This window comes from Posidoniimonas corsicana (assembly GCF_007859765.1).
In the GTDB taxonomy this organism is placed as follows: domain Bacteria; phylum Planctomycetota; class Planctomycetia; order Pirellulales; family Lacipirellulaceae; genus Posidoniimonas; species Posidoniimonas corsicana.
On sequence record NZ_SIHJ01000001.1, the window covers coordinates 2,560,022 to 2,575,152 of the forward strand.

General features: G+C 68.1%; 11 protein-coding genes. 4 read left to right on the forward strand and 7 right to left on the reverse strand.

From position 1 onward, the window contains the following. The first annotated feature begins 83 nt into the window (after positions 1-83). Positions 84-2,609, forward strand: coding sequence for a patatin-like phospholipase family protein (locus KOR34_RS09885; RefSeq protein WP_146564424.1), 2,526 nt, complete (start codon positions 84-86; stop codon positions 2,607-2,609). On the opposite strand, the gene KOR34_RS09890 is transcribed toward KOR34_RS09885, so the two are convergent. Together KOR34_RS09890 and KOR34_RS09895 are read right to left on the reverse strand one after the other, a co-directional pair. Continuing rightward, positions 2,579-3,184, reverse strand: a complete 606-nt coding sequence (locus KOR34_RS09890) for a hypothetical protein (RefSeq protein ID WP_146564425.1) — start codon at positions 3,182-3,184, stop codon at positions 2,579-2,581. The two genes, KOR34_RS09885 and KOR34_RS09890, sit on opposite strands and share 31 nt — an antisense overlap. Positions 3,185-3,312: 128 nt before the next feature. Then, entirely contained in the window at positions 3,313-3,837 is a 525-nt protein-coding gene (locus tag KOR34_RS09895) for a hypothetical protein (RefSeq protein ID WP_146564426.1), read from the reverse strand. 971 nt (positions 3,838-4,808) lie between these two features. Between KOR34_RS09895 and KOR34_RS09900 the strand changes: the two genes are divergently transcribed. Then, a complete protein-coding gene (locus KOR34_RS09900; protein WP_146564427.1) occupies positions 4,809-6,209 on the forward strand; it encodes a bifunctional folylpolyglutamate synthase/dihydrofolate synthase in 1,401 nt (466 codons plus the stop codon). A 25-nt stretch (positions 6,210-6,234) separates the two neighbouring features. Here the strand turns inward: KOR34_RS09900 and KOR34_RS09905 are convergent, their stop codons facing one another. From KOR34_RS09905 to KOR34_RS27115, 4 genes are all read right to left on the reverse strand, one after another. Beyond that, positions 6,235-6,513, reverse strand: a complete 279-nt coding sequence (locus KOR34_RS09905; protein ID WP_146564428.1) for a hypothetical protein — start codon at positions 6,511-6,513, stop codon at positions 6,235-6,237. Between the two features lie 609 nt (positions 6,514-7,122). Then, entirely contained in the window at positions 7,123-8,010 is an 888-nt protein-coding gene (locus tag KOR34_RS09910) for a cation diffusion facilitator family transporter (protein WP_197531292.1), read from the reverse strand. 1 nt (position 8,011) lies between these two features. After that, positions 8,012-9,376 carry a S41 family peptidase gene (locus tag KOR34_RS09915; protein ID WP_146564430.1) on the reverse strand — a complete coding sequence of 455 codons (1,365 nt, stop codon included), beginning with the start codon at positions 9,374-9,376 and terminating at the stop codon, positions 8,012-8,014. Between the two features lie 11 nt (positions 9,377-9,387). Next, positions 9,388-12,420 (reverse strand): efflux RND transporter permease subunit, encoded by a 3,033-nt coding sequence (locus tag KOR34_RS27115; RefSeq protein ID WP_228714566.1) that lies wholly within the window; start codon positions 12,418-12,420, stop codon positions 9,388-9,390. Between KOR34_RS27115 and KOR34_RS26615 the strand changes: the two genes are divergently transcribed. After that, positions 12,419-12,580 (forward strand): hypothetical protein, encoded by a 162-nt coding sequence (locus tag KOR34_RS26615; protein ID WP_197531293.1) that lies wholly within the window; start codon positions 12,419-12,421, stop codon positions 12,578-12,580. The two genes, KOR34_RS27115 and KOR34_RS26615, sit on opposite strands and share 2 nt — an antisense overlap. Here KOR34_RS26615 and KOR34_RS09925 read toward each other — a convergent pair. Continuing rightward, positions 12,571-13,812, reverse strand: a complete 1,242-nt coding sequence (locus tag KOR34_RS09925; RefSeq protein WP_146564431.1) for a hypothetical protein — start codon at positions 13,810-13,812, stop codon at positions 12,571-12,573. The two genes, KOR34_RS26615 and KOR34_RS09925, sit on opposite strands and share 10 nt — an antisense overlap. 260 nt (positions 13,813-14,072) lie before the next feature. On the opposite strand from KOR34_RS09925, the gene KOR34_RS09930 reads away from it, so the two are divergent. Next, positions 14,073-15,131: a transaldolase family protein gene (locus tag KOR34_RS09930; RefSeq protein WP_146564432.1), complete on the forward strand. Its 1,059-nt coding sequence runs from the start codon at positions 14,073-14,075 to the stop codon at positions 15,129-15,131.

Consider the following 15,131-nt stretch of genomic DNA (forward strand, 5'->3'; position numbering starts at 1 on the left):
AGACCACGTCGCGACGCGTCTGCTGGCAGGAGGCCAGCGGCCGGACGGGTCGGTCGGCACAGCCTTCCTCGGGGGATGCAAGGATGCGGATTGGATTGGCCCTCTCGGGCGGGGGCTTCCGGGCCACCCTCTATCACCTCGGGATGGTTCGCTGGCTGCGCGACGCGGGCCTGCTTACGTCGGTGTCGCACATCACGTCCGTTTCCGGCGGCAGTGTGCTGGCCGCGCACCTCGCGCTTAACTGGGACCGCTACTGCGGCGACGAGAAAGACTTCGACGCCGCGGCGAACGAGCTGGTTGACTTCGTCCAGCTCGACGTGCGGAACCGGATCCTCCGCCGCTACCCGTTCACGCTAGCCGGCGGCGCCGCTTTGCGGATGGTCGGGATGAAGCCCAAGCGGCGGCTTACTCGCACCATGCTGCTCGAACGGCATTACCGCCGGCGGCTGTTCGGCGACACCTGCCTGCACCAGCTCCCCCGATCGCCGGAGCTGCACATACTGTGCACCAACCTCAGCGGCGGCGGGCTGAGCTCATTCACACGTGACGGCCTGCTGATGGAGGAACGCGGCGCGGGCGGCCGATCTATCATGCGGCTGCACGAGGTCGGCCTGGCGACCGTGCCGATGGCCGTGGCCGCATCGTCGGCGTTCCCCGGGTTCTTCCCGCCGCTGGAGCTAACCGCCGAGACCGTCGGCGCGACGCCTGGCGAGTTCCAGACACAGTTCTTCACCGACGGCGGCGTATACGACAACCTCGGCATCCGCATGTACGACCACCTCAACAACCGGCTCCGCGAGTCGCTGCATGAGGAGGACTTTCTCGACGTCGGCGAGGCGATGCAGGCGTGGCGGCAGGCCGCCCGCGCGGAGGAGGCGACCCCACTGCGTCGACTGGTCGAGATCGGCGGCCAGCTGTCGGTTGATACGCACGTCGAGGAGCCGGGCCGATTCACCAATGGCCTGCGGCGGCTGGTCGCTTCACGCGAGTTGCACCTCGACCTGACGCTGCAGGAGCTGATCTACAGCGGCGCCGGCTGCGCCGCCGGCGGAGGGGGCGACTCGGACGCCGGCCGACTCGCCGCTGGCGCCGATCCGCCCACTGGGGCGGCTGTTGGCCCCCGGTTTGCCGGCTCCGGCGGCGCATCGCGCGACGCCCAACTCCGCAACCTCGATCTGCTGGCGATCGCGTTCGAGCGGGCGGCTGGCAAGGAGATCCTCCGGCCCCGCGACCGGCCATTCGACGCGATCCTCGCGAGCGACGCCGGCAAGAAGATCCAGGTCTCGAGCAACGAACGGATGGGCGGCCTGCTGGGCACCGCGATGCGGTCCTCGGACATCCTGATGGATCGGGTCTGGCAGCTCGAGCAGGAGCACTTCCGCAACGCGACCGGCGTGATCTTCTCGCCGATCACACGGCGGGTGGCGCCGGAGCTGGACCCCACTGCGCCGCACCCCGACGTGCAGCAGCAGGTGGGCCACATCCGCACCGACATGGACCGCTTCAGCGACCGCGAGATCAGCGGTCTGCTCCGGCACGGCTACTGCGTTGCGCGTCAGTCGTGGTCCGATCACGCGCCGGACGGAGCCGCCCACTCGGAACGCCAGCAGCCCTGGGACCCGACGCCGTTGGCGGCGGCGCGCGCCGCGGAGGCCGCCCCGGCGGCGGGCAGGGCCGGCGCCCCGCCAAGCTACTCCACGCTCGAGGCCCGCAAGCTGCAGGACTCGTCGCGGCGGCGTTACCTGAGCCTGCTGATCGCCCCACGCGACTGGGTGACCCACTTGTACATACCGGTGCTGTTGGTGCTGCTCGGCGTGATCCCCTGGGCCGTCTGGTCGTGGCACCATCACGTGCAGGTGAACGCGATGCTATCGGGCGCCATCACGCAGTCGCGGCACGACTACGATCAACTGCTTTCGCTGCTAGAGTTTGGCCCGGTCGAGCCGTGGGCGCCAGTCGACTTCGAGACCGCCGACCAGCCGCTCCCGATCTTCGCCGACCACGGGCTGGACATGCTGTCGGACGCCCGGATCGTCGACCTGCGAAACTGGCGCACCGCCGGCCCCGGCGACGCACGCGTCTACGTCTGCCGGCACGTGTCGGTCCGCAAAGTAGCTGACATGGTCGGCCCCACCTCGCTGCGGCTGCAGTCGCTATGGAACACGCAGGAGGTGCAGGTGCGGTGCCGCAACCGCGAGCTGAGCCCGGTGGTCCGCCGCTCGCCGCTCGCCGCCTATGGCGGCCGTGAGCGGTTCCTGTGGGAAGTGCAGCTCGACTTCAGCCGCGTCGCAGTCGGCGAGACCGTCCACCTGGTCGTTGAGACGATTGTCCAGGGCGACGCGCAGGACCGCTGGTTCAGCGACCGGGAATGGTGGCGGTATGAGGTCGACGGCGACCCTGAGCTGGCCGCCGCGTGGATCCTGCTCCCGACCGAGAAGGGCTACAAGGACTTCCACGTGGTCAAATACAAGGACCGCAAGCACGCCCACGCGTCACTGGTCGAGCCGAGCCGCAAGTCGGTGATCCAGCGGGGGTCGATCCTCAACTGGGAAGTGATCAAGCCGGATCCGGAGATGATCTACTCCTGCCGCTGGGCGGACGGCGCGTAGAACTCGTTGGGCGACGCCGGTTTGCTGGCCGACCAGCGCCACGCAATGATCGCCAGCGGCACGGGCGAGAAGTAGACAGCGATCGACCACCAGTGAATCGCGGTAGGCCCACCGATCAGCCCCGCCAGCCGCCCGCCAACGTAGTAGAGCGGCACGGCGGAAAGGACCGCCGCCATGGTCCCCATCCCGTAGCGGTAGGCCGACTTCTGCAGGCAGTAGACGAGCGCCGCGATGGCGCCGGCGATCAACACAGCATTCGTGGCCAGCGCCAGCGGGTGGACGGTCGAGGGCCCAGGTACGGGCGGCGGGGCGCCCACCGGCCAGGGCTTTGCCAACGCCGCCGACAGGTCGTCCGGCCTCACATAGGCAAGGGGCCAGCCGACCGGGTAGGGCAACTCAGTCAGCGACTGGTAGCGGATCGGATCCGACCACGCGCCGGTTGCGGGGTCGACGGTGCGGGACTCAAAGGCGGGGATATTGAACACCACCCCCTGCCACGCCCAGATCAGCACCGCCAACCAGGTGAGCAGCGTCCAGCGGCGGGGAGCAAAGCGGTTGTTGGGCTGGTGTGGCATGGATTCCGACTTTGGGGCTCCGCGACCTTCCCTAGTTCGTGTAGCGGCGCCCACTCTTGCCCCGAAAAGGCGGAAACTGAGATCGCCGCCCCCCAAGACCGCTTCGAATGCCACCTGCTGAGTAGTTGTCACCCCGCAGTTGACGATTCGTGCTGGTCCGCGGGCAGCAGCGGGAAGTTGCCGAATTCGGGCGCCTGAGGCACGGCTGCCTGGAACCACGCGGCGTACGCGGCAGGATCGCGGTGAGTATCCGGTTGGAACCCGGAGACGGCCAGCCATAGCATGAAAGCTTCGGAATGGGTGGGATCCAAAGCGAGGTTCAAGTAGTGCCTGGCTGCGTCCGCCCCGCTGTGCTGCTTGGTCGCCTCAAGGAAGCCGATCAGCAGCGCCGAGTCGGTGCACTGCAGAAGGCTGCGGCCCTCCCCTAGCGCGCACCGAACGCCGTTGCCTCCGCCGTGGGCGAACTGCCAGGTGTGGTCGCGTGAGGTCAGCAGGCCGCCCACGCTGTCGCTGAGTGGCGTGGATTCAATCGAGCGCGATCTCCAGTAGGGAACGGTGGTGAAGGGGAACTGCCGCTCGACCGTGTAGCGAATGCTGCCGCAGTGGGAGCAGACCGCCGAACTCGTAAACCGGAACGGCCCCCACACCGCCACTGCTACCAGGACGGTGATCGGCAGCCACCGCCAGAGGGTGCTTGGTAAGCTTGAAATGGTGGCAGGCTCTCGGCGGAAAGGCTAAGCAACGACTTGGGATAAACGCGACTGCTGTCGAGTGACCGTACCCGTTGCAGCGCAACGCTCCAAGAATTCCTTGCAGAGAAAGGGACACTCAGTAGAAGCGGACAACTTCCACATCGGTTCACAGCCGATTGGTGGGCTAGTTCCAAGAGCGACGTCAATCAAGATGAGTGGGTAGTAGAAGCGGACAAGCCCGAAGTTCGTCCGGCGCCAGGCGGAACTGTTCTCGAGCGCCGCAAAGTAGAGACCATCGAATCCTTGCCGACTGGCCGCGGCCGTTCCTCGACGCGAGAGCGCCAAGTAGGAACTACAATAGACAAACACCACTAACGCGAGGAGGAGCAAGGCGACGGGGCGTTTGGAGTGCGCCGGCATGATTGTATTACAGGAGGGATGGGAGCGATCGGACTGCTGCTGATCCCCACACGGTTCTTCTCGAACAGAGGAGGTTATTCCCCCATCGTGCGATTCACGGGATAGCCTCGTTAGTGGCTCCCAATTCAGGGTAACAAGCCGCTACAGCATGGCTTGGTTTCAGCACAGTATTCAGTAGAAACCGGCCACCCCGCGCGGTCCAATAGAGGCCTCCCCAACGTTCCACGCCCGAGACCCGAGACCCGAGACCCGAGACCCGACTTTTGTCCCTATCACGCGTACCGCCGGGACAAAAGTCGCCACCGAGAAAGCCCGCTTTAAACCACAGACACTGCTATACAAGGGTAGAATGGATCTAGGGGTAAGTGGTCCGGCCCGACTTTTGTCCCTAAAAATCGATGCGCCAGAACGGGACAAAAGTCCCCGACCGCTGGGCGGCTGGCGGGCGGGGCGTGGGCCGTTCTAATAGGGGCCGGTTTTCGGTCCGCTGCCGTGTGTCTGCTGTGTGCGTTATGGAACCTGTCGCCCTTGCTACCCGCCGCGACGCGGCGATCGATTGGCTGCTGAGCCGCATCAACTACGAGCGGGTGGCGGTGATCCCGTACCAGGAGCGGCAGCTCAAGCTGGACCGCATGCGGCAGCTGCTCACGCGGCTCGGCTCGCCCGACGCCGGGATGCGGATCGTGCACATCGCGGGCACCAAGGGGAAGGGGTCGACCGCCAAGATGACCGCGGCGATGCTGACCGCGGCGGGCTACCGGACCGGCGTGTACAGCTCGCCCCACCTGGAGCGGTTCGAGGAGCGGATCGCCGTGGACGGGGCGCCCTGCCCCGCCGCGGACCTGGTCGGGCTGGTCGAGCGGATCCGCCCGGTGGCCGAGGCGATGGACGCCGAGTGCGAGGACCCCGCCGACGGGCCGACGTTCTTCGACCTGGCCACGGCGATGGCGCTGGTGCACTTCGCCGACCGGCAGTGCGACGCGGTGGTGCTGGAGGTCGGCCTGGGGGGCCGGCTCGACTCGACCAACGTCTGCCTGCCGCTGGTGACGGTGATCACCAGCATCAGCCTGGACCACACCAAGCAGCTGGGCGACACGCTCGGCAAGATCGCCGGCGAGAAGGCGGGCATCGCCAAGCCGGGCGTGCCGCTGATCTCCGGCGTGACGCAGGAGGAGCCGCGGCGGGTAATCGCCGACGCGGCGCGGCAGCTCGGCTGCCGGCTGATCGAGGTCGGCAAAGATTTTGGATTCGAGTACGAAACCGAGGGCGGTTCGCCAAAGTTTTCGTTCTGGCGAGCCGACGGCGGCCGCCGCGCGGAGCAGGCGCCGCAGACGCTCGGCCCGCGGGGCCGGCACCAGGCGCAGAACGCGGCGGTGGCGCTGGCGGTGGTGGCGGAGCTGCGGGACCAGGGTTGGTCAATCCCCGCGGACGCCTGCCGCGAGGGGCTGGCCGGGCTGCAGCTGCCGGGGCGGGTGGAGCTGTTCCGCGGCCAACCGACCGTGGTGGTGGACACCGCGCACAACGAGGCCTCGGCCAGAGCTCTGACCGAGGCGCTCGCTGAACTCGACTGGGGTGGTAAGGGAATCCTGGTGCTAGCCGCCAGTCGAGACAAAGACACCCGCGCCATTTGCGCGGCGCTGGCCCCGGTGTTTGATCAAGCGATTATCACGCGGTACCTGGAGAACCCCCGGGCCGTGGCGCCCGAGGACCTGGCCGCGGAGTACCGCGCCGCGGTCCCCCCGGACCGCGGCGCCGACATCGGCCTGGCCGCAACGCCCCGCGAGGCGTTGGAGAAGGCCCTGGCCGCGGCCGGCCCGCATGGCCTAGTGTGCGTGACCGGCTCGTTCTTCATCGCCGCAGAGCTGCGGCCGCTGGTCGCCGCCCGCGTGTCGGGGGCGGCGGAGGAGGGGTGAACGTGGGCAATCGGTCCGGGGCGGGTTAGAAGTCCAGCACTGCCGAGCTGGCTTCCCCTTCCCAGTCGAGAGGCTCCCAGCGACCGAGCGGCAGGTCGCACGGGGCGGCTTCGTTGGCGGAGCTGATCGCTTCGCGTTCCTCGCGGACCTCGCGTTGCAGCTTGCGGACAAGCGACGCGATGTACGGGTCGGCCCACGGGACGAGGTCGCTGGGACGGAAGCGAGATTGATCCGGCACGTTCATGCCAGTCATTTCGGCGTCCACACACACGACCGCACAGCGAATTGTCTTCTCAGCGACCATAGCAACACTCCTCAGAATTCCGAATGGATGGTTAGCGCCGGCTGAGCCAAGCGCGTTGTGATTTGAAAAGGGAACAGCGGCCTTGTGTTGCTCAAGCCTGACTGGGTTAGGCCTTGAAGGCGGAACCTCAGCCGCTGCTGGTTTGACCGGGGCGACTCACGCGGCGGCGCAAGACAAGTTTGCCGCGTGGCGGGCCGGCCCTCCCAAAGGACGGCCCGCCGTGTCGCTCCTGTGATCGGCCGGCAGTTGGATGGGCCCGTGGTGGGCCTCAGTGATCCGAGCCGCCGGCTTGACCTCCGCCCCCATCGCGTCAGTCGAGAAAGCCATATTGCACGACCCGTGCCAAAGACCTGGTGCTAGCGGCGAAGAAACTTCGGTTTCTCCGTTGGCAGATACGCAAGTCGATTGCTGGTGGTCGGTTGGAACGCGGCGCCCGCGTCGTTAGCCAATGGCTTCGGGCGGGCTGCCGTCGGGCCGCCGCAGCACCTTCCTTACAAAGCGTTTCACCCGCACGTGAAGCTGCGGGGGTTGGGGTGGGATTGGCGGTCGTGGTCCGCTAGCGGGCCGGTGGGTCGCGGTCGTTCACCAAGGCGCGTGGCGGACCGCTAGCTAGTCGCCGCACGGGCAGGCTTCGCCCTCGAGCTCGACGTCGATCGCCACGTGGGCGACGTCGTGCTCGGCGAGCAGGTCGTGCACTCCCTGCTTCACGCGGAGGATGTCCGCGCGGGTGCTGGCTGCGTTGAGCACCACGTGCGTGGTCACGACGTGGCTCTCGCCGTCGAGCGTCCAGGCGTGGGTGTGGTGCGCCGCCACCACGCCGGGCAGGGCTAGCAGCTTGCTCTGTAGCGCGTCGGCTTCGAGCTCGGCCGGGGCGATCTGCAGGAACACCAGCACCACCTGCTTGAGGTTGCGGAAGACGTTGTACAGCACGAATAGCGAGATCAGGATGGCCAGCAGCGGGTCGATGATGGGCAGGTCCCAGACGGACATCACGATGCCGCCCACCAGCACCGCGATCCAGCCGAGCGTGTCCTCCAGCAGGTGCCAGGTGGCGACCCGTTCGTTCATCGAGTGGCCGCCGTGCAGCTTCCACGCGGCGAACCCGTTCATCAGCACGCCCACTACGGCGAACACCACCATGCCGTGCGCGTTGACCTCGGCGGGGTTCCGCAGGCGGCTGACGGCGCTGACCGCGACAAAGCCGAGCCCCACGATCAGCACCAGGCCGGTAATGAGCGCGCCGAGGTTGGAGAACCGCTGGTACCCGTACGTGAACTTGGCGTCGGCCTGCTTGCCGGACAGCTTCTGCAGCCGCCACGCGAGGCCCAGCGACAGGCAGTCGCCGGCGTCGTGCAGCGCGTCCGACAGGATCGCGACGCTGTTGGTGTACAGCCCGCCGGCGATCTCGAGCAGCGTGAACAGCACGTTCAGCCCGAACGCCATGCCCAGGTTGAACGACGACCGGACGGCGTGCTGGTGGGCATGCTCGTGGGACAAGCTAGGCCCCCGCGTCGAGCTGGTTCTGCAGGTGCTGGACGGCTCGGAGGAGCGCCTCGTCCTCATAGAGTGGGTCGACCTCCGGCGGCTCGGCCTCGGGGTCTTCCGGGGCGTACACGATCTGCGGGGTCGACAGCACCTCGCCGGTTTCCACATCGAACACGGTGAGGTCGCGTCGCTCGCGCCAGCGGAGCCACTCGCGGTGTTGGTCCTCGGTCAGTTTGACGGCCAGTTCCGGGTCGGGGCTCACGCCCCAGCTGTCGGACTCCTTGGCGTCGGACAGGCGGTGGATGTTGGCGCCGCTGGGACGCCAGTAGCTGCTGGTGGTGAGCTTCAAGTAGCTCTTGCCCGACTCGGTCGGGAAGAGCCGCTGCACGGTGCCCTTGCCGAACGACCGCTGCCCCCCGACTTGGGCGCGGCCGTCGTCCTGCAGGCAGGCCGCCACGATCTCGCTGGCGCTGGCGGAGTTCTCGTTGACCAGCACCACCACGGGCAGCCCCTGCTGCGATCCGCTGCCGGTCGCCTCGTACGAGTCCTCCACCAGGCCCTCGCGGCGGCGGGTCTCGACGATCGGGGCGCCGGCGGGCAGGAACAGGTCACTGACGCCGATCGCCGCGTCGAGCGCGCCGCCCGGGTTCTCGCGCACGTCCAGCACGAGGGCCTCCATGCCGAGCGTCTGGAGCCCGTCGAGCGTGGCGGTCAGTTCCGAAACGGTCTTGGAGCCGAAGTTGATCAGCCGCAGGTACGCGATGCGGGGGTCGTCGTCCAGGCGGTAACGCCAAGACCCGTCCGACAAGCGGCGGTCGCCAATCACGGACGCGACGTTGATGCGGTCGCGCACGATGTGCAGGTCGACGGGCTCGGTCTCACCGTCGTGCAGCACGCGGAGCACGATCGGCTCGCCGGTGGGGCCGCGCATCCGGCGGATGATCTGGGCCATCGACATGCCGGCGGTGGGCTCAGAGTCGATCGCCAGCACGTGGTCGTTGGGCTGCACGCCGGCCAGCGCGGCGGGCGAGTCGGGCTCGGGCATGCCGACCAGCAGCAGCCGGGGCGGGTCGCCGGTGAGGCGGATCCGCACGCCGATGCCGCCGAACTCCTGTCGCATCTCGTCCATGAACGGCTGCGCGCGGGTCGGGCCGATGTACTGCGAGTGGACGTCGCCCTGCTGGTTGAGCACGCCCACCATGCCGCGCATCGCGCCGTCGACCAACGCCTGCCGCGGCGGCGGCTCGAGCGCCCAGTTGCTGATGTTGCTGTACGCCTGCGCCACGTACCGCGACTCGGGGCTGACCCCGCCCCGCAGGTGGCAGGCGAAGCAGGCGACGACAGCGCACAGCAGCAGCGTGAGGTTGCGGCGGGACATGGCGGGTCTGGCTAGTTGGGGGGCACCCGCCGCCGCAGGTTCTGCAGCTTGCTGCGGAGCGCGGCGTTGGCCGGTGAGAGCTGCGATTCGTCGGGATTGCGCGCCGGAGGGTCAACGGGCTCCGCTGAGTGCGGCGCGTTGTCGCCCGCGGGCGCCGGGTCCACGGCCGTGGGGACCGGCTCCGGCTCGTAGGCCGCCGAGGGCTGTTGCGAGGGTACGCCAGCCAGCTCTGCCGGCCCGCCGGGCGGCGGCACGGCCGCCGCCTTGGGCGCGAAGAACCACCCCAGCGGCCCGCACAGCAGCGCCGGCAGCATGACCAGGTCGCCCACCAGCGCGGCGGTCAGGATGGTGATCATCAGCGTGCCGAACTGCTGCGTCGGCGTGAAGGTGCTGGTCGCAAAGACCGACAGGCCGAGCCCGGCGATCAGGGTGGTCTGCGTCATCGCCACGCCGCAGCGCTCGAAGGCGACGCGGGTGGCGGTCTGGCGGTCGAGGCCGTCGCGGATGCCACGGCGGAACCAGGTGAGGAAGTGGATGGTGTCGTCTACAGCGACCCCCAACGCCACGCTGGCGGTCATCATGATGCCGATGTCCACCTTGATCCCCAGCCAGCCGATCGCGCCGAACACGATCACGATCGGGAACACGTTGGGAATCATCGACACCAACCCGCCGGCGACGTTGCGGAACAGGGCCATCATCACGCCGGCGATCAGCAGGGTCGCCCAGCCGATGCTCTCACGCAGGCTGCGGAGCAGCTCGCGCTGGGTCTTGTACACCAGCGGGACGATGCCGGAGTACACCGCCTGCAGCGACGCGTGCTTGTCGAACGCCGGGCTGGGGTGGGGCTGGCCCGGCTCAAGGGGAGGATCGGGGGCGATGACCGCCAATGCGGGCGCGAGCTCGGCGAGCTTCGCCGCGGCGGCGGCGGTTGGGGCGACGACCACGTCCTGCGCGGCGAGCGCCTGCAGGTTAGCGGTGCGGGTTGGCTCGTCCAGCTTCGCGAGCTGATCGAGGTTGACGCCGCCCAGGATGATGCCGTTGCGGCTGACTCCGGGGCCGGTCTCGTCGAGCACGTCCCGCAGCATGCCGGCCGGCGAGTCGGGGGCGATCGACTGCTGGTCGCCCCCGGAGTACGCCAGGAAGACCTTCGCCCGTCGCAGCCCCTTGCCGCTGTCATGCAGCTGCTTGACGATACGGTTGCGGAGGCGGTAGGTGGTCAGCACCGGCTCGACGGCGCCGCGGAGGTCGTCGACAAACTGGCCGTAGTCGATGTCCTTAAGCGCCGCGACCCGCGCGCTGACCCGCCACAGCTCGCGGGGCTCTTCGCCGTCGGGCGAGATCTCGGTCCGCATGTACTCGCGGAGCTGATCGCGGTTCTCGTCGAGGATCCGGCTAGTAGTGGACACGGCGCGGCTGTTGAAGATGCCGCCGCCCTGCGACTCTTCCGGACCGAAGGAGGCCGCGGAGAGAGCGCGGCTCACCTCGCCGAGCTGCTCGACGCGGCGTTCCAGCCGCTGGGCCATGTGCATCCGCTCGTACATCGACATGCGGTACTCGCCCGAGTCGCTCACGGTCTTCTCATCAGCGGTGCGGAGCTGCTCGGGCGTCAGCGCAACGACGACTTCCATCGGCACGAGGTTGCCGAGGTGCTCCTCGAGCCAAGCGTAGTCGTGGATAAGGTCGACGTCCTCATCAAGCAGCTTGAGCAGCTGGACGGACGTCTTGATCTGGGGCAGGCCGAGCGCCAGGCCGGCCATCATCAACAGGCAGCCGGTGGTGACCAGCCCGTGTCGGGTTGTGACAAAGGCGACATAGCGGTGCGCCCACGCCGGCAGGACGCCGCTGTGGCCGGTGGCGTCGGGGTGGTCGTCGCCGCGGAGTTTGGGCGGCGCCACGTGGAGGAACACCGGCAGCACGGTAAACAGGATGCCGACCGTCACCAGCACGCCGAGCGCGGTGAACCCGCCGAACTTCATGATCGGGATGATGTCGCTGCCGGCGAGCGAGCCGAGTCCGACCGCGGTGGTGAACGCCGCCAGCGCACAGGGGCCCCAGCCGATGCGGACCGCACGCTCGACGGCGCCACGGACGCCGTGCTCATCGCGCTCGTCGCGGTAGTAGTTGACCAGGTGGATCGCGCCCGCCAGTCCCAGCACGTACACCACCGCGGGCATCGAGAGCAGGATGGCGTCCACGGTGCCGATATGGGCCCGGTCCATGCCCATCAGCCAACGCTCCCACACCACGCTGTAGTAGTAGACGCCCGCCAGGCTGGCGCCCGCGCTGAGGCCGGCGACGATGAACACCGCCAGCGTGGTCGAGACGCTGCGGAAGAACCAGTAGGCCAGGGTCAGGCCCACCACGCCGGAGAGGATGGCGAGCCGCTGCAGCGTCTTCTCGCCCTCGATGTCGATCGTGATGTTGTCGACCGGCGGGCCGCCGAGGTGAAGCTGCTCGGGCTTGATGCCGCACTCCTCGGCGGCGATCCGCTGGACCTCGAGGACCGCGGCCCGCATGTTGCGGTTGCCGTCCTGTGAGTAGGGCGACAGGTAGGCGATCAGGCAGGTGGTCCGCTGCTCGTCCGGAAGGGGCTCGCCGTCGGGGCCGGTCTTGGCCGGGCCGATCAGCGCGCCCTCCAGCCGCTTGACCGCCGCGTGCTGCGGCAGGCGGGCGGGCTCCTGGGTGAGCGTCTCGACCATCTCGGGGCCGGTGATCACCTTGGAGAACTGCGGCTGCCCCTTCGCGCGGGCGGCGCGCAGCTTGGTGGCCAGCAGCCGTAGCTTGTCGTTGTCGCCGAGGGTGCAGCCGTCCCAGCTCACCAGCACAAACTGGGCGCTGATGAAGTGGTCGCGGAACCAGATGAGGTCCTTCGACTCGGGGTAGCTAGCAGGCAGCCAGTCGGCCGCGTTGTTGTTGTTGGTCAGGATCGACTGCTTCACGCCGCGCGGGATAAAGCCCAGCACGAAGCAGGTCACAACGGCGATGACGAGCCAGTTGGATACTCCGAGGGTGCGGCGGGCGAGAAACGATTCTTGCGGCATGGAACCAGGCGAGGCGGTAGGGGCGCTGCCCCGCCTGACGGGCGGGGCGATGCAGACTACCAGCCTAAGCCTTTCCACCGCGGGAGTCTACGCCGCAAGCGCCCTCCCGAATCCCGGCGCCGGCTGCGAATTCAGCCTAACCGGCGAGGTCTACCAGTAGAACTCGCCGCCCAGCGTCAGGCCGTGCATGAACGGGCTGGCGGTGGTGCCAACCTTGCCATCGTTCGGCGTGAAGTTCACCTGGTGGGGCGCCAGCGCCATGGCGGTTATGTACAGGAACTCGTAGCCCGCCCGGATGCTCACGTTCGGCCGCAGGTGGTAGCGTCCCAGGATCCCGCCCTGCAGCACCAGGGGCATGGAGCCCATGCGTTCGCTGTTGTTGAAGCCGACGTCGGTGCGGACGTCGCCGGTGACCGGGTCGGTGTAGCTCAAGAGGGCGTTCGCCTTGGCGTCGTTCAGCGAGAGTCCGCCCCGGGTGAAGCAGGTCAGGCTCCAGCGGTCGGCGTCGTAGGTGCACCCGCCGCCGACCTGAAAGGTGATGAGGTCGTTGCTGGTCTCGACCTTGTAAAGGCCGTTCTCGCCGGTGAACGCGACCGGCCCGGACACATTGATGATGTCGTCGGCCGTCCAGAACACGTTCTCGGTCAGGTCCAGGTACCGCAGGCCGGCCAGGCCGTGGTAGGTGAGGCCCGGGTTGGCGCGACGCACCCAGCGGCCGTCGGGCTGCAGCTCCATGCGGTCGCGGTCCATGCGGCTGGTGACCGTGTAGTTCAGCTCGAACGAGTTCAGCCGGCTGGCGTAGGTGATGTCCATGCTCGATGCTCCGTCGAAGCTGGCGTCGGCCGCCTTGTCGACGGTGAACGGCACGGAGATGGAGTTCGGGTCCACGGAGTCGAGGTGGCAGGTCTCGACCAGCTCGCCGCCGCCCATCACGTTGAACTCAAACCGGTGGTCGCGGTTGTTGGCGTCGCGGAACAGGAACCGCGTCAGGTTCAGCCGGGCGGACGCCTCCGTCGGGGACGTGCGGTTGAGACGCAGCGTGCGGAGCGACGGCGTGTCGTCGACGCCCATGATGGCGTTCTGCCGGTCCCACTTGCGGACCCAGATGATCGCGTCGATCTCGGCCGACCACCACCCGCGACGAAGCCAGGTGCCGGAGCTCTCCGGGACCGCCGGCGTGTTGCAGAGGTTCAGCGCATCGGAGGTGATCCCGCTGATCGAGGACTCGCTGTGCACGTAGCTCTCGATGCTGGGCGCCTCGCCTTGGGGCACCTCCTCGTAGAACTCGGTCGGCAGCGGCGGAGTCTCTTCCGCTCGGGCCGCCCCCGCCGCCAACAGCAGGGACATCGAGATCAGTGAAAGCAGTCTTGCAACGCCTTTGGTGTTGGTCACCTGTCGGACCTCCTCGCTTGTCCCCGCACCGGCTACACTGGTCGCAGGCGGGCCTGGCGAACAGCGGCGGGCGGGGAGCTGATTTCCCCCCAGAGGCAGGCGGATACTTCCGTCTGCCTGCGACTGTTCATCGACCTCCGGCAGGCCCTAGTTCAGGAATTACCGCTAGAATCCGAGGAACCGCGACAACCGGCGCATCCGGCAAGGCTTGCCTGGCGCCAGCACCGCCCGCGGGCCGTCATCAATTCCAGGGAGCCAGCATGACCACCCCCATCAAATCTCTGATCCAGTCCGGCACCAAGCTTTGGCTCGACTCGGTCGACCCGCAACTGGTGAAGGAGAACCGTCAGCTGGGGGCGACCGGGGCCACGAGCAACCCGATCATCATCTCCTCCCTCATCAAGACCGGCGCCTTCGACGAGCAGCTCGGCAAGCTGCTGGCCGACGCCGACGCGGACGACGAGGTCGCCGCCTGGCGGCTCACCGACCAGATCGTCCGGGACGCCCAGGCCGAGTTCCTCCCCGTCTGGCAGCAGACCCGCGGCAACGACGGCTGGGTCAGCTTCGAGCTCGACCCGCTGCTCGAGGCGACCGACTGCCCGCTCTCCACCGAAGAGCGTACGGCCCGCTACATCAAGCTCGGCAAGCAATGGTCCGCCGGCTGCCAGAACCGCATGATCAAGATCCCCGCCACGCCCGCCGGGCTGGCGGCCATCGAGGAGCTGGCCGCGGCCGGCGTGACGCTCAACGTGACGCTGATCTTCAGCGAGCGCCAGTACGAGGAGGCGCGGGACGCCGCCTGGCGGGGCGCGCAGCGGCTGGGCTCGCTCGACGCGTTCAAGAGCGTGTACAGCATCTTTGTTTCGCGGATCGATGTTTATACCGAGCAGCACGCCGCCGGACTCTCGCCGGCCGCGCAGGGCGAGGTCGGCATCGTCAACGCCAAGCGGCTGTGGCAGAAGAACCAGGAGTTCTGGGCCGACAAGCCGACCAAGCTCGACCAGGAGATCATCTTCGCCAGCACCGGCACGAAGAAGCCGGAGGACCCGCCCTGGAAGTACGTCGACGCGCTCGCCGGCAGCGACATCCAGACCAACCCGCCGGCCACCAACGAGGCCGTGCAGAACAGCGACCAGACCTTCACCCGCAAGGTAGACCAGCTCCCGCCCGACGAGGTGCTGGCCGAGATCGACCGCGAGGTCGACTTCGAGCACCTGGAGCGGACGCTCATGGAGGAAGGCCTCAAAAAGTTCGCCGACCCCCAGAAGGCGTTGTTGGAATTGGTCGAGTCGCGGCGGGCGGCCATCGTCGCCGGCTAG